The 20573-nt window shown below is 60.6% G+C and carries 23 protein-coding genes; 15 read left to right on the plus strand and 8 right to left on the minus strand.

The annotated features are described in order from the left end of the window. The first annotated feature begins 20 nt into the window (after positions 1-20). The 9 genes from proC (at position 21) to ACCD00_RS03005 (ending at position 6244) form a co-directional block, all read left to right on the plus strand. Positions 21-839, plus strand: a complete 819-nt coding sequence (gene proC / locus ACCD00_RS02965; protein WP_413421774.1) for a pyrroline-5-carboxylate reductase — start codon at positions 21-23, stop codon at positions 837-839. Positions 840-849: 10 nt separating this feature from the next. Then, positions 850-1440 carry a YggT family protein gene (locus tag ACCD00_RS02970; protein WP_413421776.1) on the plus strand — a complete coding sequence of 197 codons (591 nt, stop codon included), beginning with the start codon at positions 850-852 and terminating at the stop codon, positions 1438-1440. A 4-nt stretch (positions 1441-1444) separates the two neighbouring features. Continuing rightward, positions 1445-1732, plus strand: coding sequence for a DUF167 domain-containing protein (locus ACCD00_RS02975; protein ID WP_413421778.1), 288 nt, complete (start codon positions 1445-1447; stop codon positions 1730-1732). Positions 1733-1890: 158 nt separating this feature from the next. After that, on the plus strand, positions 1891-3030 hold the full coding sequence (gene metX / locus ACCD00_RS02980; RefSeq protein ID WP_413421780.1) for a homoserine O-succinyltransferase MetX: 1140 nt from the start codon (positions 1891-1893) through the stop codon (positions 3028-3030). Between the two features lie 7 nt (positions 3031-3037). Next, positions 3038-3658 (plus strand): methionine biosynthesis protein MetW, encoded by a 621-nt coding sequence (metW, locus tag ACCD00_RS02985; RefSeq protein WP_057398144.1) that lies wholly within the window; start codon positions 3038-3040, stop codon positions 3656-3658. 26 nt (positions 3659-3684) lie between these two features. After that, positions 3685-4119: a DUF4426 domain-containing protein gene (locus tag ACCD00_RS02990; protein ID WP_102670626.1), complete on the plus strand. Its 435-nt coding sequence runs from the start codon at positions 3685-3687 to the stop codon at positions 4117-4119. After that, complete coding sequence (rdgB, locus tag ACCD00_RS02995) at positions 4116-4712, plus strand: RdgB/HAM1 family non-canonical purine NTP pyrophosphatase (protein WP_413421783.1); 597 nt, start codon at positions 4116-4118, stop codon at positions 4710-4712. The genes ACCD00_RS02990 and rdgB overlap by 4 nt, the downstream gene beginning before the upstream one ends. Beyond that, complete coding sequence (gene hemW, locus ACCD00_RS03000; protein WP_413421785.1) at positions 4709-5911, plus strand: radical SAM family heme chaperone HemW; 1203 nt, start codon at positions 4709-4711, stop codon at positions 5909-5911. Before rdgB ends, hemW begins: the two co-directional genes overlap by 4 nt. 9 nt (positions 5912-5920) lie before the next feature. After that, positions 5921-6244, plus strand: coding sequence for a DUF3392 domain-containing protein (locus tag ACCD00_RS03005; RefSeq protein ID WP_008019970.1), 324 nt, complete (start codon positions 5921-5923; stop codon positions 6242-6244). Between the two features lie 141 nt (positions 6245-6385). Here the strand turns inward: ACCD00_RS03005 and trmB are convergent, their stop codons facing one another. From trmB to ACCD00_RS03025, 4 genes are all read right to left on the minus strand, one after another. Continuing rightward, positions 6386-7111: a tRNA (guanosine(46)-N7)-methyltransferase TrmB gene (gene trmB, locus ACCD00_RS03010; RefSeq protein ID WP_008019972.1), complete on the minus strand. Its 726-nt coding sequence runs from the start codon at positions 7109-7111 to the stop codon at positions 6386-6388. Between the two features lie 9 nt (positions 7112-7120). Next, the gene (locus ACCD00_RS03015; RefSeq protein WP_008019974.1) at positions 7121-7915 is read right to left on the minus strand and encodes a thiazole synthase; all 795 of its coding nucleotides are present in this window, start codon (positions 7913-7915) and stop codon (positions 7121-7123) included. 60 nt (positions 7916-7975) lie between these two features. Beyond that, positions 7976-8176, minus strand: coding sequence for a sulfur carrier protein ThiS (thiS, locus tag ACCD00_RS03020; protein WP_007953386.1), 201 nt, complete (start codon positions 8174-8176; stop codon positions 7976-7978). Between the two features lie 188 nt (positions 8177-8364). After that, positions 8365-8736 (minus strand): DUF423 domain-containing protein, encoded by a 372-nt coding sequence (locus ACCD00_RS03025; protein ID WP_413421788.1) that lies wholly within the window; start codon positions 8734-8736, stop codon positions 8365-8367. 74 nt (positions 8737-8810) lie between these two features. On the opposite strand from ACCD00_RS03025, the gene mtgA reads away from it, so the two are divergent. Beyond that, positions 8811-9533 carry a monofunctional biosynthetic peptidoglycan transglycosylase gene (gene mtgA, locus ACCD00_RS03030; protein WP_413421790.1) on the plus strand — a complete coding sequence of 241 codons (723 nt, stop codon included), beginning with the start codon at positions 8811-8813 and terminating at the stop codon, positions 9531-9533. A gap of 199 nt (positions 9534-9732) precedes the next feature. On the opposite strand, the gene rpoH is transcribed toward mtgA, so the two are convergent. The 4 genes from rpoH to ftsY form a co-directional block, all read right to left on the minus strand. Then, positions 9733-10587 (minus strand): RNA polymerase sigma factor RpoH, encoded by an 855-nt coding sequence (gene rpoH, locus ACCD00_RS03035; protein ID WP_007975386.1) that lies wholly within the window; start codon positions 10585-10587, stop codon positions 9733-9735. A 120-nt stretch (positions 10588-10707) separates the two neighbouring features. Continuing rightward, on the minus strand, positions 10708-11730 hold the full coding sequence (gene ftsX, locus ACCD00_RS03040) for a permease-like cell division protein FtsX (RefSeq protein WP_413421792.1): 1023 nt from the start codon (positions 11728-11730) through the stop codon (positions 10708-10710). Beyond that, positions 11727-12398: a cell division ATP-binding protein FtsE gene (ftsE, locus tag ACCD00_RS03045; RefSeq protein WP_007975383.1), complete on the minus strand. Its 672-nt coding sequence runs from the start codon at positions 12396-12398 to the stop codon at positions 11727-11729. Before ftsE ends, ftsX begins: the two co-directional genes overlap by 4 nt. After that, the gene (gene ftsY / locus ACCD00_RS03050; protein ID WP_413421794.1) at positions 12395-13861 is read right to left on the minus strand and encodes a signal recognition particle-docking protein FtsY; all 1467 of its coding nucleotides are present in this window, start codon (positions 13859-13861) and stop codon (positions 12395-12397) included. The genes ftsE and ftsY overlap by 4 nt, the downstream gene beginning before the upstream one ends. A 343-nt stretch (positions 13862-14204) precedes the next feature. Here ftsY and ACCD00_RS03055 point away from each other — a divergent pair, with 343 nt between their 5' ends. From ACCD00_RS03055 to ACCD00_RS03075, 5 genes are all read left to right on the plus strand, one after another. Beyond that, on the plus strand, positions 14205-15560 hold the full coding sequence (locus tag ACCD00_RS03055; protein ID WP_413421796.1) for a M16 family metallopeptidase: 1356 nt from the start codon (positions 14205-14207) through the stop codon (positions 15558-15560). After that, entirely contained in the window at positions 15553-17043 is a 1491-nt protein-coding gene (locus ACCD00_RS03060) for a M16 family metallopeptidase (RefSeq protein WP_413421798.1), read from the plus strand. The genes ACCD00_RS03055 and ACCD00_RS03060 overlap by 8 nt, the downstream gene beginning before the upstream one ends. After that, on the plus strand, positions 17043-17639 hold the full coding sequence (gene rsmD, locus ACCD00_RS03065) for a 16S rRNA (guanine(966)-N(2))-methyltransferase RsmD (RefSeq protein WP_413421800.1): 597 nt from the start codon (positions 17043-17045) through the stop codon (positions 17637-17639). Before ACCD00_RS03060 ends, rsmD begins: the two co-directional genes overlap by 1 nt. Positions 17640-17765: 126 nt before the next feature. Beyond that, the gene (locus ACCD00_RS03070) at positions 17766-19112 is read left to right on the plus strand and encodes a M16 family metallopeptidase (protein ID WP_413421802.1); all 1347 of its coding nucleotides are present in this window, start codon (positions 17766-17768) and stop codon (positions 19110-19112) included. After that, a complete protein-coding gene (locus ACCD00_RS03075) occupies positions 19105-20550 on the plus strand; it encodes a M16 family metallopeptidase (protein WP_413421804.1) in 1446 nt (481 codons plus the stop codon). The genes ACCD00_RS03070 and ACCD00_RS03075 overlap by 8 nt, the downstream gene beginning before the upstream one ends. Positions 20551-20573: the final 23 nt, after the last annotated feature.

The following is a 20573-nucleotide window of genomic DNA, read 5'->3' on the forward strand; positions in this document are numbered from 1 at the left end:
CTTCTGAATAAGGACCTGACATGAGCAAGACACGTATTGCCTTTATCGGTGCCGGCAACATGGCCGCCAGCCTGATCGGCGGCCTGCGGGCCAAGGGTCTGGAAGCCACACAGATCCGCGCCAGCGATCCGGGCGAAGAAACCCGCGCCCGCGTGAGTGCTGAACACGGCATCGAAACCTTCGCCGACAACGCCCAGGCCATCGATGGCGCCGACGTCGTCGTCCTCGCGGTCAAGCCCCAGGCGATGAAAGCCGTGTGCGAAGCCCTGCGCCCAAGCCTCAAGCCCGATCAACTGGTGGTTTCGATTGCCGCAGGCATCACCTGCGCCAGCATGAATAACTGGCTCGGTGCCCAGCCGATCGTGCGCTGCATGCCCAACACCCCGGCGCTGGTACGTCAGGGCGCGAGCGGCCTGTTCGCAACAGCCGAAGTGTCAGTTGAACAGCGTCAGCAGGCCCAGGAGCTGCTGTCCGCGGTCGGTATCGCCCTATGGCTGAATGAAGAGCAGCAACTGGACGCCGTCACCGCCGTTTCCGGCTCGGGTCCGGCGTATTTCTTCCTGCTGATCGAGGCCATGACCGCCGCCGGCGTGAAACTCGGCCTGCCAGCGGACATCGCCGCGCAACTGACGCTGCAAACCGCACTGGGCGCCGCACACATGGCGGTCTCCAGCGACGTCGACGCTGCCGAGTTGCGCCGCCGTGTCACCTCGCCTGCGGGCACCACGGAAGCTGCAATCAAGTCGTTCCAGGCCAATGGCTTTGAAGCCCTGGTTGAAAAAGCACTCGGCGCTGCCGCGCATCGCTCGGCCGAGATGGCCGAACAACTGGGTCAATAAGGAGCTTTTCATGATTGGATTGAACACCGCAGCGGTCTACGTGCTGCAAACCCTCGGCAGCCTGTACCTGCTGATCGTGCTGATGCGTTTCGTGCTGCAACTGGTGCGGGCGAACTTCTACAACCCGCTCTGCCAGTTCGCCGTGAAGGCTACCCAGCCGCTGCTCAAGCCGCTGCGCCGGATCATCCCGAGCATGTTCGGCCTGGACATGTCCTCGCTGGTGCTGGCGATCCTGGTGCAACTGGCGCTGATGGCCCTGACCCTGTTGCTGACCTACGGCACCACCGGCAACCCGCTGCAACTGCTGATCTGGTCGATCATTGGGGTGACCGCGCTGTTCCTGAAGATTTTCTTCTTTGCCCTGATCATCAGCGTGATCCTGTCCTGGGTCGCCCCGGGCAGCCATAACCCGGGCGCTGAACTGGTGAACGACATCTGCGAACCGGCCCTGGCGCCGTTCCGCAAGTTCCTGCCAAACCTTGGCGGGCTTGATCTGTCGCCAATCTTTGCATTCCTGGCGATCAAACTGATCGACATGCTGGTGATCAACAACCTCGCCGCGATGACCATGATGCCGGAAATCCTCCGCGTGCTGATCTGACCCGGTGAGCTGGTTTCGCTGGGACGGTGACGACCTGATTCTGGAGTGTCACCTGCAACCGGCAGCCCGTAGCGATGATTTCTGCGGGCTGCACGGCGATCGCCTGAAGATCCGCCTGACCGCGCCGCCAGTCGAGGGCAAGGCCAACGCGTACCTGATGGCCTTTCTGGCCAAGGCCTTTGGCGTGTCCAGGAGCCAGGTCAGCCTGATCAGTGGCGAGCTGAACCGGCAGAAACGGGTGCGAATCTGCTCACCGAAAAAGTTGCCCGACCTTCCCGACCTGAAACGCTGAACCCACTGTAGGAGCTGGCTTGCCAGCGATCCAGGCAACGCGGTACATCAGACCCGGCGCCTCGCCGGCAAGCCGGCTCCTACAGTGGGTAAGGGTTAGCTTGCTGCTAGAGGCAGCGGTCTTTAGACTTACGCCTCATTTCAATGAGAGCAGGGTCGATGCCAGCTGCCTTTCCCCCCGATTCTGTTGGTCTGGTGACGCCGCAAGTGGCGCACTTCAGCGAGCCGCTGGCCTTGGCCTGTGGACGTTCGCTCCCGGCCTATGACCTGATTTACGAAACCTACGGCACGCTGAACGCCACGGCGAGCAACGCCGTGCTGATCTGCCACGCCTTGTCCGGGCACCACCACGCCGCCGGCTATCACAGCCCCGACGACCGCAAGCCCGGTTGGTGGGACAGCTGCATCGGCCCCGGCAAGCCAATCGACACCAACAAGTTCTTCGTGGTCAGCCTGAACAACCTCGGCGGCTGCAACGGCTCCACCGGGCCGAGCAGCATCAACCCCGAGACCGGCAAGCCGTTCGGCGCCGACTTCCCGGTCTTGACCGTCGAGGATTGGGTACACAGCCAGGCGCGCCTGGCAGATCGTCTCGGCATCGCCCAGTTCGCGGCCGTGATCGGCGGCAGCCTCGGCGGCATGCAGGCGATGCAATGGAGCATCACCTACCCTGACCGCATCCGTCACTGCCTGTCCATCGCCTCGGCACCCAAGCTGTCGGCACAGAACATCGCGTTCAACGAAGTGGCGCGCCAGGCAATCCTCACCGACCCTGAATTCCACGGCGGTTCGTTCCAGGAACACAACGTGATCCCCAAGCGCGGCCTGATGCTGGCGCGGATGGTCGGGCACATCACCTACCTGTCCGATGACTCCATGGGCGAGAAATTCGGCCGCGGGCTCAAGAGCGAGAAGCTCAACTACGACTTCCACAGCGTCGAGTTCCAGGTTGAAAGCTACCTGCGCTATCAGGGCGAAGAGTTCTCCGGACGCTTCGATGCCAACACCTATCTGTTGATGACCAAAGCGCTCGATTACTTCGATCCGGCGGCGAACTTCGACGATAACCTGGCAAAAACCTTTGAAGGTGCCAAGGCCAAGTTCTGCGTGATGTCGTTCACCACCGACTGGCGCTTCTCCCCTGCCCGCTCGCGGGAACTGGTGGATGCGCTGATGGCCGCGCGCAAGGACGTCTGCTACCTCGAGATCGACGCACCGCAAGGCCACGACGCCTTCCTGATTCCGATCCCGCGCTATCTGCAGGCATTCGGCAATTACATGAACCGCATTACGTTGTGAGAAAGCCATGAGAGCTGATCTGGAAATCATCCAGGAATGGATCCCCGCCGGCAGCCGCGTGCTCGACCTCGGGTGCGGCGATGGCGAACTGCTGACCTGGCTGCGCGATAACAAGCAAGTCACCGGTTATGGCCTGGAAAACGACGCCGACAACATCGCCGAGTGCGTGGCCAAGGGCATCAACGTCATCGAACAGGACCTGGACAAGGGCCTGGGCAACTTTGCCAGCAACAGTTTCGACATCGTGGTCATGACCCAGGCGCTGCAAGCGGTGCACTACCCGGACAGGATCCTCGACGAAATGCTGCGCGTCGGTCGCCAGTGCATCATCACCTTCCCGAACTTCGGTCACTGGCGCTGCCGCTGGTACCTGGCGAGCAAGGGCCGGATGCCGGTTTCCGAGTTCCTGCCGTACACCTGGTACAACACGCCGAACATTCACTTCTGCACCTTCGCGGACTTTGAAGCCTTGTGTCGCGAACGTGAAGCGAAGGTCATTGATCGACTTGCCGTGGATCAACAGCATCGGCACGGGTGGGCCAGTAAGCTATGGCCTAATCTGTTAGGTGAGATCGGAATCTACCGCGTCAGCAGTCCGGGACTTTCCGACCACAAGGTCGCGGTCTGATTCACCCTATTGCAAGGAGAACGATCATGGGTCGTCTAGCGTTATTTCTACTCACTGCCTGCCTGAGCGTTACCGCCATGGCCGCCGACGTCATCAAGGGCGAGCGCAAGGAAACCTTCGGTGACGTGACGGTGCATTACAACACCTTCAACTCCACCTACCTGACCCCGGACATTGCCAAGTCCGCCGAACTGATCCGCAGCAAGAACCAGGGCGTGATCAACATTTCGGTACTCAAGGAAGGCAAGCCACTGATGGCCCAGGTGAGCGGCTCGGTCAAAGACCTGACCAGCCAGACCGTGCCACTGAAATTCAAACAGATCACCGAGCAAGGCGCGATCTACTACATTGCGCAATACCCGGTGGATCAGCAGGAAGTCCGCACCTTCGATATCAAGGTGCAGACCGGCGATAAAACCAACACCATCAGTTTCCAACAAGAGCTTTTCCCCGGCCAATGATGAATTTCACCCAACTCGTACTGGCCAGCCATAACGCCGGCAAACTCAAGGAACTCCAGGCCATGCTCGGCGAATCGGTGCATTTGCGCTCGATCGGCGAGTTCAGCAGCGTCGAGCCTGAAGAAACCGGTCTGTCGTTCGTCGAGAACGCCATTCTCAAGGCCCGCAATGCCGCGCGCATTTCCGGCCTGCCGGCGCTGGCCGACGATTCCGGGCTGGCGGTGGATTTCCTCGGCGGAGCGCCAGGCATCTACTCGGCGCGTTATGCCGACGGCCGGGGCGATGCGGCGAACAACGCCAAGCTGCTCGACGTGTTGAAAGACGTGCCTGAAGCCGAACGTAGCGCGCAGTTCGTCTGCGTACTGGCGCTGGTGCGCCACGCCGATGATCCGTTGCCGATCCTCTGCGAAGGTTTGTGGCACGGACGCATCCTGACCCAGGCCAGCGGCGAACACGGTTTCGGCTACGATCCGCTGTTCTGGGTGCCGGAGCGCGATTGCTCCAGCGCCGAACTCAATCCCGGCGACAAGAACCAGATCAGCCACCGCGCCCGTGCAATGGATCTGCTGCGCCAGCGTCTGGGATTGAAATGACTTCTGAATCATCCGCGTCACCGCTGATCTTCGGTGGCGCGCAATCTCCTCGGGCGGCCTTGCCTGTGCTGCCGCCCCTGGCGTTGTACATCCACATCCCGTGGTGTGTGCGCAAATGCCCTTATTGCGACTTCAACTCCCACACCGCCAGCCCTGTGCTACCGGAAGAAGAGTATGTCGACGCCTTGCTCGCCGATCTCGATCAGGACCGGCACGCCGTCCATGGTCGTGAGCTGAGCTCGATCTTCTTTGGTGGCGGCACGCCAAGCCTGTTCAGCGCCAAGGCGCTGGGCCGTTTGCTCAAGGGCGTCGAGCAACGCATCCCGTTTGCCAGCGATATCGAAATCACTCTGGAAGCCAATCCGGGGACGTTCGAGCAGGACAAGTTCGTGGCGTACCGGAAACTGGGGATCAATCGTCTGTCGATCGGCATCCAGAGCTTTCAGCAAGAAAAGCTCGAGGCCCTGGGACGGATTCACAACGGCGACGAAGCGGTACGCGCCGCCGGCATGGCGCGGCAGGCCGGGTTCGACAACTTCAACCTGGACTTGATGCATGGCTTGCCGAATCAGTCCCTGGACGATGCCTTGGCCGACCTGCGCACAGCCATCGCCCTGAAACCGACACACCTGTCGTGGTATCAACTGACCCTGGAACCGAACACGGTGTTCTGGAACCAGCCGCCGACGCTGCCGGAAGACGACACGCTGTGGGACATTCAGGAAGCCGGGCAAGCGCTGCTGGCCGAACACGGTTACGCGCAATACGAAGTCTCGGCCTATGCCCTGCCCGGTCGCCCGGCGCGACATAACCTCAATTACTGGAGTTTTGGTGACTTCATTGGCATCGGCGCCGGCGCCCATGGCAAGCTCAGTCACCCGGACGGGCGCATCATCCGCACCTGGAAGACCCGCCTGCCGAAGGATTACCTGAATCCGGCGAAAAGCTTCAAGGCCGGCGAGAAAGCGCTGAGCAATGAAGAGATGCCGTTCGAGTTCCTGATGAACGCGCTGCGCCTGACCGAGGGTGTCGAATCACGGCTGTACCCGGAACGCACGGGTATGTCGCTGGACAGCCTCGCCGAAGGTCGCCGCGACGCAGAACAAAGCGGCCTGTTACGGGTCGAACCGTCACGTCTGGCGGCCACCGAGCGCGGACAGCTCTTCCTCAACGACTTGCTGCAGAAATTTCTGACATAAGGAAATCGAATGGATCTGATACTCGACCTGCTGGCCACAGTATCCCGCTGGAGCCGCAGCAACCTCTCGGAAATCGCCCTGGCCCTGGTGGGCTGCCTGCTGGTGCTGTTTGGTGCGGATTTCAAAGGCTGGGTCGAGCAGCGTCTGGGCAGCATCGCCGGCGCCTTGCGCGTGCCACTGATGTCCCTGCTGTGCATGATCGGCAGCGGCGCGGCGCTGATCTACGCCACGCCATGGGTCGTGCGCGGCTTGAGCCAGTTCAACAACTACAGCCTCGCGCCGGTGTTGCTGGTGGTGCTGGTGCTCATTGGCGTCGTAGCCGACCGCCGCTGAATTTTTGACCAACACAAAGCCACTGTAGGAGCGAGCCTGCTCGCGATGGTCGTCAACGATGACGCGGGGATTCTGAATGCCCGCGCCGCTCTCGGATTCATCGCGAGCAGGCTCGCTCCTACAGTTTGGATTGTGTGAAGTTTAGGACTGTTTTTCGAACTTCAGATCCCACACGCCATGCCCAAGACGTTCGCCACGGCGTTCGAACTTGGTGATCGGGCGCTCGGCCGGGCGCGGTACGCACTTGCCGTCTTCGGCAAGGTTGCGGTAACCCGGTGCAACGCTCATCACTTCCAGCATGTATTCGGCGTAGGGTTCCCAGTCGGTGGCCATGTGCAGAATGCCGCCGACCTTCAACTTGCTGCGCACCAGCTCAGCGAAGGACGCCTGAACGATACGGCGCTTGTGATGACGGCTCTTGTGCCACGGGTCCGGGAAAAACAGCATCAGGCGATCGAGGCTGTTATCGGCCACGCAGCGGTTGAGCACTTCGATGGCGTCGCAATCGTAGACTCGCAGGTTGGTCAAACCCTGGGTCAGCACGCCATTGAGCAGCGCCCCGACACCCGGCCGGTGAACCTCCACGCCGATGAAATCCTGATCCGGAGCCGCCGCCGCCATTTCCAGCAGCGAATGGCCCATGCCGAAACCGATTTCCAGCGAGCGCGGTGCCGAGCGACCGAACACCTGGTCGAAGTCCACCGGCGCGTCGGCCAGCGGCAGCACGAACAGCGGCGCGCCCTGCTCCAGGCCGCGTTGCTGGCCTTCGGTCATGCGCCCGGCACGCATCACGAAACTCTTGATGCGGCGGTGTTGGCGCTCGTCGCCTTCTTCCGTCTGGATAGGCGTGTCGTTCGATTCAGTCATCAATGGCTCTTACTTGATCAGACCATCCAGCGGCGAAGAGGCGCTGGCATAGAGTTTTTTCGGCATACGGCCGGCGAGGTAGGCCAGGCGGCCTGCGACGATCGCATGTTTCATGGCTTCAGCCATCATGACCGGCTGCTGGGCATGGGCGATGGCCGAGTTCATCAGCACTGCATCACAACCCAGTTCCATGGCGATGGTGGCGTCGGAAGCGGTACCGACACCGGCATCCACCAGCACCGGGATTTTCGCTTCTTCGAGAATGATCTGCAGGTTGTACGGGTTGCAGATCCCCAGACCCGAACCGATCAGACCGGCCAGCGGCATGACCGCGATGCAGCCGATTTCCGCCAGTTGCCGGGCAATGATCGGATCGTCACTGGTGTAGACCATCACGTCGAAGCCTTCCTTGACCAGCGTTTCGGCGGCCTTGAGGGTTTCGATCACGTTGGGGAACAGGGTTTTCTGATCCGCCAGCACTTCCAGCTTCACCAGGTTGTGGCCATCGAGCAGCTCACGGGCCAGGCGGCAGGTGCGCACGGCCTCGATAGCGTCGTAGCAACCGGCGGTGTTCGGCAGGAAGGTGTAGCGATCCGGCGACAGCACTTCAAGCAGATTCGGCTCGCCCTCGATCTGTCCGAGGTTGGTGCGGCGCACGGCGAAAGTGACGATTTCGGCACCCGAGGCTTCGATGGCCTGGCGGGTTTCTTCCATGTCACGGTACTTGCCGGTACCGACCAGCAAACGCGACTGGTAAGTACGACCGGCCAGGACGAAAGGCTTGTCGCTACGAACGATGCTCATGGGAAATCCTCTGTAGGGGTGAGGTTCTTGCAGAATTCTGCGGCCACTCGGCCGAGACCACTAGCCGCCGCCGATGGCGTGCACCACTTCGACGTTGTCGCCGTCGTTCAACGTGGTGTCTGCGTGCTGGCTGCGCGGGACGATATCCAGATTGAGTTCGACCGCCACCCGACGTCCGGTCAGGTCCAGACGGGTCAGCAGGGCCGCAACGGTTTCACCGTCGGGCAGTTCAAAGGATTCGCCGTTCAACTGAATGCGCATGCCGGATGCCGCCATCATTTTTAGGGGCAGGCATTCTAGCCCGATCAGTCAGGTCGACCCAAGCCATTCGTCTGTAATGGGGCCCTGTAGGAGCGAGCTTGCTCGCGATGGACCCGAAAACACCTCGGGGTGTCAGGTTTCCAGCGTTACCGTTGACGTCCATCGCGAGCGAGCTCGCTCCCACAGGATCACGTCAGTCGCCAGGCGGCGAGGCCCAGGCAGAGCCAGCCCGCGAGGAAGGCCAGGCCGCCGAACGGGGTGACGATGCCAAGCTTGCTGACACCGGTCAGCGTGAGCACGTACAGGCTGCCGGAGAACAGCAGGATGCCGATGGCAAAGGATGCGCCGGCCCAGGTGAGCAAACGGCCGGGAACCTGCGTGGCCAACAGCGCCACGCCCAGCAGCGCCAGGGTATGCACCAGTTGATAGGTGACGCCGGTATGAAAAATCGTCAGATATTCAGGGGTCAGACGGCTTTTCAGGCCGTGGGCGGCAAAAGCCCCAAGGCCGACACCGGTGAAGCCGAAAAAAGCGGCCAGCATCAGAAAGCCACGCAGCATGCAGAACTCCAGTCAGACTCGATCAACAGGGTCTGTATAATGGCCCGCTCAACGGGTTCGGCCAAGCCATCTATATGCTGCGTATCTATTTTCGTCTTTTCACCAAGGCCGTGCTCTGGTTCATGGGTGGCAGCGTATTGCTGGTGCTGATCTTTCGCGTGGTACCGCCACCGGGGACGGCGCTGATGGTCGAGCGCAAGATCGAATCCTGGTTCGATGGCGAACCCATTGACCTGCAACGGACCTGGAAACCCTGGGACGAGATCTCCGATGACCTGAAAGTCGCCGTGATTGCCGGGGAAGACCAGAAGTTCTCCGAGCACTGGGGCTTCGATATCGGCGCGATTCAGGCCGCGTTTGCCCATAACGAGCGCGGCGGTTCGATCCGCGGCGCCAGCACCCTGAGCCAGCAAGTCTCGAAAAACCTGTTCCTGTGGTCCGGCCGCAGCTGGCTGCGCAAAGGCCTGGAGGCCTGGTTTACCGCGTTGATTGAAGTGCTCTGGCCCAAGCAGCGGATTCTTGAGGTTTATCTCAATAGCGTCGAATGGGATGAAGGGGTGTTTGGTGCAGAGGCAGCAGCCCGGTATCACTTCGGTGTAAGCGCTAAAACTCTCAGCCGCCAGCAATCGAGCTTACTGGCCGCCGTATTGCCCAACCCGCGAGTCTGGAGCGCTAGTCACCCTACTTCCTACGTCGCGCGTCGTGCCGGCTGGATACGACGGCAGATGAGTCAGCTGGGTGGTGGAAGCTATCTGGCAGGTCTCAACGATTCGCGCCGGGCGCCGTGGTCTCAATAACACGACGCCTTCCCCTGTAGGAGCGAGCCTGCTCGCGAAAAACCCAAGTGCGCCGCTGGGCATCTGGCTTTACGCGTTATCGTTCACGACCATCGCGGGCAAGCCCGCTCCCACAGGGGCCTGGGTGGACTTGAAAAATGGGCACAAACAAAAACGCCCCGATCAATGATCGGGGCGTTTTTTATTGCCTGCTCGCCAGTTACGCGGCGATCGACAACTTGAGCTTGTTCATCGCGCTCTTCTCGAGTTGGCGAATACGCTCGGCCGACACGTTGTACTTCTGCGCCAGGTCGTGCAGCGTGGCTTTTTCTTCCGCCAGCCAGCGCTGGTAGAGGATGTCACGGCTGCGGTCGTCCAGCACTTCCAGCGCTTCGTGCAGGTTGTGGTTGGAGTTGTCGCTCCAGTCGGCGTCTTCCAGTTGACGCGCCGGGTCGTACCGGTGGTCTTCCAGATAGTTGGCCGGCGACTGGAATGCACTGTCGTCGTCCGCTTCGGCAGCCGGGTCGAAGGCCATGTCATGGCCGGTCAGGCGACTTTCCATCTCGCGGACTTCCCGAGGCTCTACACCCAGGCTTTCCGCTACGCGATGGACTTCCTCGTTATTCAACCAGGCCAGACGTTTCTTCTGGCTGCGCAGATTGAAGAACAGCTTGCGCTGGGCCTTGGTGGTCGCGACTTTCACGATGCGCCAGTTGCGCAGGATGAACTCGTGGATTTCCGCCTTGATCCAGTGCACGGCAAAGGACACCAGGCGCACGCCCATTTCCGGGTTGAAGCGTTTCACGGCCTTCATCAGGCCGACGTTGCCTTCCTGGATCAGGTCAGCCTGAGCCAGGCCGTAGCCGGAATAGCTACGGGCGATATGTACGACAAAACGCAGGTGGGCGAGCACCATCTGCCGAGCCGCCCCCAAATCCTGCTCATAATAGAGACTCTCGGCCAGTTCACGCTCCTGCTCCGGCGACAGCAATGGAATGCTGTTGACGGTGTGCACATAGGCCTCCAGGTTCGCACCCGGGACCAGAGCATATGCAGGCTGCAAAGAATTGGTCATACGAAAAAACCTCCGACTTACAAACTCGTGCAGTTCAGCACTGCGAAAATTGACCGGAAACCGAAAGACAAGTTCCCTAAAACCCATAAACGCTGAAAGGTCAATACGAGCAAAATGATACTACTTAGGCGCAAGCTCCCTCAGGTGGCGTGCGACTGCAATCCATGCACCGATATACCCCAACAGCACCGCGCCAAGCAAGAGAGACAGACCGTCGGCAACTGGCACTCCAGCCAGCGCAAAGTCACTGCCGTACAAGCCGGCCAGCCCCACCACTGCATCGTTCAGCCAGTCAAGGCCGAACGCCAGTACGCCCCAAGACAGAATCCCCGCACCGAAGCCGTACAGCGCGCCCATATATAGAAAGGGCCTGCGTACATAGCTGTCAGTGCCGCCGACCAGTTTAATCACTTCTATCTCTGTGCGGCGGTTTTCAATATGAAGACGAATGGTATTGCCTATCACCAAAAGTAATGCAGAAACCAGGAGCACGGTCAGACCGAAGACAAAACGGTCACCCAGCTTGAGGATGGCGGCCAGACGCTCGACCCAGACTAAATCAAGTTGCGCCTGCTGTACCTTCGGCAACTCGGAAAGTTTTTGTCTTAATGCTTCAAGGGCTGGCTTGTCGACTTCGGTCGGCGTTACCAACACCACGCCCGGCAACGGGTTTTCCGGCAGTTCCTTGAGCGCCTCACCCAGACCGGACTGTTGCTGGAACTCTTCCAGCGCCTGCTCCCGGCCAACATATTCGGCCTCGGCGACGCCGGGCATACCCTTGATCTGATCGCGCAACGCTTCGCCTTGCGCTGGGCTCGCCTCGATTTCCAGATACAGGGAAATCTGTGCCGCGCGCTGCCAGGAACCGCCCAGACGTTCGACGTTACTTAGCAAAAGTGACAGGCCCATGGGCAAACTCAAGGCCACCGCCATCACCATGCAGGTGAAAAAACTGCCGATGGGTTGTTTGCCCAGACGGCGCAGGCTGTCCACCAGGCTGGCACGATGGCTTTCGATCCAGGCACGGAACAACGTGGCGAAGTCCGGCCCGTCGTCATCGTCGTGTTTTTTCTTTTGCGGTTGCGGATCGGCGGCTTTCGGGGCCACGCGCTCGGAAACCTTCGGGCTGCGGGTAGCACTCATACGGCAGCCTCCCCGTCGCCGATCAATCGGCCGCGTTGCAGGGTCAGCATGCGGTGACGCATGCGGGCGATCAGGGCCAGGTCGTGACTGGCGATCAGCACGCTGGTACCCAGACGGTTGATGTCTTCGAACACACCCATGATTTCGGCGGCCAGACGCGGGTCGAGGTTACCGGTCGGTTCGTCCGCCAGCAGCAAGGCCGGACGGTGGACGATGGCGCGGGCGATACCGACGCGCTGTTGCTGACCGGTGGACAGGTCACCCGGGTACAGATCGGTTTTATCCGACAGCGCCACGCGCTCCAGTGCCGAGTCCACGCGCTTGGCGATCTCGGCCTTGGACAGGCCCAGGATCTGCAATGGCAACGCGACGTTATTGAACACCGTGCGATCGAACAGCAACTGGTGATTCTGGAACACCACGCCGATCTGCCGACGCAGGAAAGGTATCTGCGCGTTGCTGATGGTGCTCAGGTCTTGCCCGGCGAGCAGCAACTTGCCGCTGGTCGGGCGCTCCATCGCCAGCAACAGGCGCAACAGGGTGGATTTACCGGCACCGGAATGGCCGGTGACAAACAGAAACTCGCCACGACGGACTCGAAAGCTCAGCTCATGCAAGCCGACGTGACCGTTCGGGTAGCGTTTACCGACCTGTTCGAAACGAATCATGAACGCTCCCGCTCGGCAAACAATGCCTGGACAAAGGGTTCTGCTTCAAAGGTACGCAAATCGTCGATGCCTTCGCCGACGCCGATGTAGCGGATCGGCAGGCCGAATTGCTTGGCCAGGGCGAAAATTACCCCGCCTTTTGCGGTGCCGTCGAGCTTGGTCAGCGCCAGGCCAGTCAGTTCGACGGTCTGGTTGAATTGCTTGGCCTGGTTGATGGCGTTCTGGCCGGTGCCGGCGTCAAGCACCAACAGCACTTCGTGAGGTGCGTCGGCGTCGAGCTTGCCGATCACCCGGCGAACTTTTTTCAGCTCTTCCATCAGGTTGTCTTTGGTGTGTAGGCGACCGGCGGTGTCGGCGATCAGCACATCGATGCCACGAGCCTTGGCGGCCTGCACGGCGTCGAAGATCACCGAAGCCGAGTCAGCGCCAGTGTGCTGCGCGATCACCGGGATCTTGTTGCGCTCGCCCCAGACCTGCAACTGCTCCACCGCCGCCGCACGGAAGGTATCGCCGGCTGCCAGCATGACTTTCTTGCCCTCCAGCTGCAGTTTCTTCGCCAGCTTGCCGATGGTGGTGGTCTTGCCGGCACCGTTGACGCCGACGACCAGAATCACGAACGGCTTGTTCTGCGAGGTGACTTTCAGCGGCTGCTCGACAGGCTTGAGCATGGCGGCCAGCTCGGCTTGCAGGGATTTGTACAGGGCATCGGCGTCGGCCAGCTCTTTGCGCGCGACCTTTTGCGTCAAACGCTGAATGATCACCGACGTGGCTTCTACGCCGACATCGGCGGTCAGCAAACGCGTCTCGAGATCTTCAAGCAGCTCGTCATCGATGACCTTCTTGCCCAGAAACAGGCTGGCCATGCCTTCGCCAATACTGGCGCTGGTCTTGGACAGGCCTTGCTTGAGACGGGCAAAGAAACCGGCCTTGGTTTCTTCGGTGCGTGCCGGCGCGGCCGGGGTTTCGACCGGAGCCGGGACGGGAGCAGCTGCTGCAACAACCGGGACTACCGGGGCTACGACGGGCGGAGCAACCGGTGCAGGTGCAGCCACAACGACGGGTGCCACCACCGGCTCGACCACAGGCGCATGGACCGGTGCCGGCGTGAACGCCGCCGAGGCCGGAATCGGCGGGGTCACATGGGGTGCCAGGTCATTCTCGACCAGTGCCACGGCCTCTTCCGCCACAGGTAAGGTCAGCCATGGCTCGGCAGCGGTAGTCAGCGGCTGCCCGATGATTTCGCGGACAGGTTCGACCTGCTGTTGCAGTACTGGCTCTGCAGTCGGCAGGACCACCGGCGCGGACGCTTGTTCTATTACCGGAGCCGCGGCAGGCGCTGGCTCAGGAGCGGGTTGTGGCTGTTCGACGGCGGGTTCCTGCGGCTTTTTGCGCAGCCATCCGAACAGGCTTTTCTTCTCGCCAGCCGCAGCTGGGGTCTTCTTGTCGTCGTTGGAACCAAACATGGAGGACGGCTATCTCACGGTAGCGACGCGCCAATGGCGCCCCGGCAATTAAATATTCGATGCAGAACAGACTGCGATTGACTCAGCTTGTTCACGCGCAACATTTTGTCGAGGTGCTCATCGGCGCCTCAAGAAATCGATTTCTCATAGGACTAAAGCAGCAAAATCGGCGAAAAAGCAGAATTTAGTTGATAAATATCCACCTTCCGTCGCAAACCCATACAACCTGATCAAGCATAAAGGCCTGATAGGCGTGGCCGCCGCTAAAACGGATCAGTATCCTAGCACCCTCTCGCCCGCTGACGCTAAGAACAAGCGGGCAGCCCCAAAGGTTTGAAAACGAATGAATGCTCTTGCCCGCCGCGCCGCAGGCCTGCTGCTCAGCACAGTTTGCCTGCCCCTTTCGGCCTTGGCTGCCGACCCGCAACCCACCCACGAATTCACCCTCGACAATGGCCTGAAGGTAGTCGTGCGTGAAGACCACCGTGCACCCGTGGTGGTTTCCCAGGTCTGGTACAAGGTCGGCTCCAGCTATGAGACACCGGGCAATACCGGCCTGTCCCACGCCCTGGAACACATGATGTTCAAGGGCAGCGAGAAAGTTGGCCCCGGCGAAGCCTCGCTGATCCTGCGCGACCTCGGCGCCGAAGAGAATGCATTCACCAGCGACGACTTCACCGCGTACTACCAGGTGCTGGCCCGCGACCGCTTGGGCGTAGCCTTCGAGCTGGAGGCCGACCGCATGGCCAGCCTGCGCCTGCCGGCCGACGAGTTCGCCAAGGAAATCGAGGTCATCAAGGAAGAACGTCGCCTGCGCACCGACGACAAGCCGATGTCCAAGGCCTACGAACGTTTCAAGGCCATGGCCTACCCGGCCAGCGGCTATCACACGCCGACCATCGGCTGGATGGCCGACCTTGAGCGAATGAATGTCGAAGAGCTGCGCCACTGGTACCAGACCTGGTATGTGCCGAACAACGCCACGCTGGTGGTGGTCGGCGACGTGACGCCTGACGAAGTCAAGGCTCTGGCCCAGCGCTATTTCGGCCCGATCGCCAAGCGTGATGTACCGGCCGCGAAAAAACCGCTGGAACTGGCCGAACCCGGCGAGCGCCAGATCACCCTGCACGTACAGACTCAACTGCCAAGCCTGATGCTGGCCTTCAACGTGCCGGGCATAGCCACCGCCGACGACAAGCGCCTGGTCAACGCCCTGCGCCTGATCTCGGCGCTGCTCGATGGCGGCTACAGCGGGCGCATCCCGACGCAACTGGAGCGCGGTGAAGAACTGGTGTCCGGCGGCTCGTCGAGTTACGACGCCTATACCCGTGGCGACAGTCTCTTCACCCTGTCGGCATCGCCAAACTCACAGAAGCACAAAACCATCGCCCAGGCGCAAGCCGGTTTGTGGAAGCTGCTCGAACAACTGAAAACCACCGCGCCGACCGCCGAAGAACTGGAGCGCGTACGCGCACAAGTCATTGCCGGCCTGGTTTACGAGCGCGACTCGATCACCAGCCAGGCTACTGCCATCGGCCAACTGGAAACCGTCGGCCTGTCATGGAAGCTGATGGACACCGAACTGGCCGACCTGGAAAGCGTGACACCGCAAGATATCCAGAAAGCCGCCAAGCTGTATTTCACCCGCGAACGTCTCAGCGTCGCCCATGTACTGCCTCTGGAGACGACTCATGAGTGAGCGTAAACCCTCCCGCCTGGCCCTGATCGGCCTGGTCGCCGTTGCCGTTATCGGTTCCGCTGCGTTCTATTTGTCACGCCCTGGCGAAACCAGTGCCAGCGAAGCCCTGGACAAGGCCAAGGCCAGCCAGAAACTGCAATCGCTGACCGAACTCAACGGCAAGGCACCGGACCACCGCAAGCTCGACGTGCAGACCTGGAACACCGCTGAAGGCACCAAGGTACTGTTCGTCGAAGCCCATGAGCTGCCGATGTTCGACATGCGCCTGATCTTCGCTGCCGGCAGTAGCCAGGACGGCAATACACCGGGCCTGGCGGTGTTGACCAACGCCATGCTCAACGAAGGCGTGGCCGGCAAAGACGTCGGTGCCATTGCCCAGGGCTTCGAAGGCTTGGGTGCCGACTTTGGCAACGGTGCCTATAAGGACATGGCAATCGCTTCACTGCGCAGCCTGAGCGCCAAGGACAAGCGCGAGCCGGCCCTGAAACTTTTTGCCGAAGTCATCGGCAAGCCGACTTTCCCTGCCGATTCGCTGGCCCGCATCAAGAACCAGATGCTCGCCGGTTTCGAATACCAGAAACAGAACCCCGGCAAACTGGCCAGCCTGGAACTGATGAACCGCTTGTACGGTGATCACCCGTACGCGCATTCCAGCGACGGCACGGCGAAAACCGTACCGACGATTACCGCGGCACAACTGCGTGCGTTCCACGAGAAAGCCTACGCAGCGGGTAACGTGGTGATCGCGCTGGTCGGTGACCTGTCCCGCGCGGAAGCCGAGACGATTGCCACACAGGTTTCCAGCGCCCTGCCCAAAGGCCCTGCGTTGCCGAAAATCGCGCAACCTGTCGAGCCCAAGGCTGGCGTCAACCATATCGAGTTCCCGTCCAAGCAGACCAACCTGATGCTCGCGCAACTGGGTATCGACCGCGACGATCCGGACTACGCGGCGTTGTCCATGGGTAACCAGATTCTCGGTGGCGGCGGCTTCGGCACCCGGTTGATGAGCGAAGTGCGCGAGAAGCGTGGCCTGACTTACGGCGTGTATTCAGGTTTCACACCGATGCAGGCGCGTGGCCCGTTCATGATCAACCTGCAAACCCGCGCCGAGATGAGCGAAGGTACCCTGAAGCTGGTACAAGATGTGCTGGCCGACTACCTTAAAACCGGCCCGACCGAAAAAGAGCTCGACGACGCCAAGCGCGAACTGGCCGGCAGCTTCCCGCTGTCTACCGCCAGCAACGCCGACATCGTCGGCCAGCTGGGCGCCATCGGTTTCTACAACCTGCCGTTGAGTCACCTGGAAGACTTCATGCAACAGTCCCAGGCCTTGACCGTCGAGCAGGTCAAAGCCGCCATGAACAAACACCTGAGCACGGACAAAATGGTCATCGTCAGCGCTGGCCCGACCGTGCCGCAACAGCCGTTACCGGCCCCTACTGATAAACCTTCCGAGCAGCCGCTCGGGGTTCCGGAGCATTAATGGCCCATCCTAAAAAACCCGCCAAAAACGTCCACAACGGCGTGAACCAGCTGCGCATCATCGGCGGCGAATGGCGCAGCCGGAAGCTGAGCTTCCCCGACGCCCCGGGCCTGCGCCCGACGCCGGACCGCGTGCGTGAAACCCTGTTCAACTGGCTCGCGCCGTATGTGCCGGGCGCCAAGGTACTCGATCCGTTCACCGGTAGCGGCGCGCTGTTCCTCGAAGCCCTGTCCCGTGGTGCAGCCATGGGTCAGGCGCTGGACGCCAGCAGCCTTGCGGTATCGAGCCTGAAGGAACACCTGGGCACACTGCGTTGCACCAACGGCCAGGTCCAGACCGCCGATGCCCTGCGCTATCTGGAAACCCAGACCGCAACGGCCTACGACCTGGTGTTCCTCGACCCGCCGTTCAACCAGAATCTGTTGCCCGCCGTTTGCAAGTTGCTCGAAGAGCGCCAATGGCTGGCCGAAGATGCCTGGGTGTACACCGAAAGCGAGTCCGCGCCATCGACCCTGGGCCTGCCGCAGAACTGGCGCCTGCACCGGGAGCAGAAATCCGGGCGCGTCTACTACTCGTTGTGGCAACGTAGCGCCTGAACTCCTGGCGAGATGACTGCACCAAAGACAATTTGGAAAGGCACTACATAGTTACCGCCTGACACCCTTCTGGATGATCCACAGTGGTTTGCGCAAATACCTGCAAACCACTGAGGATGTACACGGATGAACATCTCCCGCAGCACGTTTGTGTTGCCCTTTATCGCCTGGTTGCCGCTCATGGCTACTGCGGCATCAAACCCTGCAACACAAGACTTCGTACTGGATAATGGTCTCAAGGTTGTCGTGCGCGAGGACCATCGCTCCCCCATTGTCACCGCCCAACTCTGGATCAAGGTCGGCTCAAGCTACGAACCGCCCGGCCAGTCGGGCCTGTCCCACGCCCTCGAACACATGGTTTACAAAGGCAGCAGCAAGGCCTGCGCTGGAGAGTTCGCGCAGATACTGAAGAAGCTTGGCGCCAGTGAAAACGCATTCACCGGCACTGACTACACGTTTTTTGAGCAGACACTGCCTTCCGGCCGCACAGGCGTCGCTTTCGAAATACTGGCCGACCTGATGAGTACGGCCAAGCTGGATGCACAGGACTTCACGCCGGAGCTCAAGGTCATTCAGGAGGAGCGTCGGATGCGCGTCGATGATGAAATCAACGCGTCGGCTCAGGAACGACTGAACAGCATCGCCTATCCGGCCAGCGGCTACCGCACCCCGACAATGGGCTGGATGCACGACCTGCAACGCATGAATGCCGTTCAATTGCAGCAGTGGTATCAGGCCTGGTATTCGCCGGGTAATGCGACGCTGGTGGTCGTTGGCGATGTTGTGCCTGAACGCATCAAGGAGCTGGCACAGCAGTACTTCGGCCACCTTGAGGCACGCGCAACACCTGCAGCTCCCGCACCCGTCGAGCTGGCTTCTGCCGGCGAACGGTCACTGGCCCTGCATGCACCGATATCGTCCCCGCGCCTCATCATGAGCTTCAATACGCCAAGCCTGGCCACGGCACAAAATCGCCCGAGCGTTCATGCCTTGCGCCTGCTCAATGTGTTGCTGGCCGGGTCCAACAGCGCGCGGATCAAACAGCAACTGCAACTGAGCGAGGCAATATTTACCGAAGTCCAGGCAGAGTACGACGCCTTCAATCGTGGCGATTCGTTGCTCACCATCAGCACACAGCTCAACCCGGACAAGCTCAATAACGCTGACGAAGCCCTCACCCGTCTGTGGCAAGTGATCGATTCACTGAAAAGCAAGGCACCGGAACCGGCAGAACTGGAGCGCGCGAAAAACATCCTGATCGCCAACACGGTTTATGCACAGGACGACCTGGAGGCGCAGGCCTACAACCTTGGCTTGCTGGAAACCATCGGCCTCGACTGGCGGCTGGCCGATCAGGACGCTGACGAGCTGAACCGGGTCACGCCCCAGGACATTCAAAACGCCGCGATCACATTCCTGACACGTGAACGCCTGAGTACCGCGAAGATTTTGCCGGAGAAAAACAATGGATAAGTTCAAAGTCGCCATCAAGGGATTGATATTGGCCGGCATGCTTATAAGTGGGCAGGCCTCTGTCACGGCAATTGCGACGCCACAAAAACCCGCGCTGCAATCACTGGATGAACCTCAGGCCCCGGCGGTCCGTCGCCCACTGTCGATCAAGGGTTACAAAACTCACAACGGGACCAAGATTCTGTTCATCCGCACACCTGGCTTGCCGATGTTCGACGTCCTTGTCAGCTTTGCCGCCGGCAGCGCCCAAACACCGCATCAACCCGGCCTGGCCGCGGTCACCTATAGCCTTTTGAATGAGGGAGTGGCTGGCAAGGATGTCAATGCCATACGGGCGACGTTCGATAATCTGGGTGCAAAGATGGATATGGGTATCAGCCAGGATCGGACTTGGTTTTCCCTGCGTAGCCTGAGTGATGAAGTCCGGCGGGCTCCGGCCCTGGAACTGTTTGCCCAGGTACTCGGCAAACCGCTGCTGCCGCAAGAGTCCCTGCCTGGGGTGAAATCCCAATTGCAGTACTTTCTGGACCGTGAAGATCAGTCCCATGCCGCTCAAGCCCGACAAGCGAACCTCTCTCAGCTGTTTCCCGGCCACGGTTATGCTCAGTCCCGCTTCGGAACCAAGGCTGGACTTGCCTCGATAACCCGCAACCAGGCACAAGACTTTCATCGCAAGGCTTATGCCGCGGGCAACGCCCAGATCACGCTGGTCGGTGACCTCACTGAGGAAGAAGCCCAGCGCATCGGTGCGCAGATATCCGCGGCATTGCCCCAGGGACCGGCCATTACCGCGATCCAGCCAGCGACAAGTCCAGCCGCCCCGAATCTGCAGCGCGTAGAGCGACCATCAACCCAGGCTTACCTGCGCCTTGCCCAGCCAGGTGTCCTGCGAAGCAGTCCGGACTTTGTCGCGCTTCAGATAGCCATGCGGATTTTCACCAACCGACTGACAGATGAACTTCGTGAACGCCGAGGCCTGACCTACCACGTTGAAGCCGACTTTTCAGCCCTTCAGGCCCAAGGGTTGCTCACCATTCAATTGCAGACCCAACCAGAGCAGGCCGATGCCGTGCTGGCCCATATCAAGACGATGTTCAGCGACTTCCTCGCTCAAGGGCCGACCCAGCAGGAACTCGACGACATCCAACAACAACTGGTCGGTAGCGCACTGTTGGGCAGCGCCACCAATGCGCAGATTCTGAGCCAGTTGCACGACATCAGCGCCCACAATTTGCCGCTGGAACTCGACTTTTCCACGCAAGCTGCCTTGAACCTGAACCTCGCATCAATCAAGAACGCGCTCAACCGGCATCTTCATGCCGAGCAATGGCGCGTTGTCCTCCTGGGGCCGAAGACAGATCAACAACCGCTGCCAGCACCGAGCGAAAGCGCAACCAATGCCATGTGTCGCGCACCTGACGAGAATGTGGCAAGTTAGCTACCCACGAAGATGCGATCACG

The sequence above is a fragment of the Pseudomonas sp. Pseusp3 genome (assembly GCF_047304225.1).
Classification (GTDB): Bacteria; Pseudomonadota; Gammaproteobacteria; order Pseudomonadales; family Pseudomonadaceae; genus Aquipseudomonas; species Aquipseudomonas fluorescens_CD.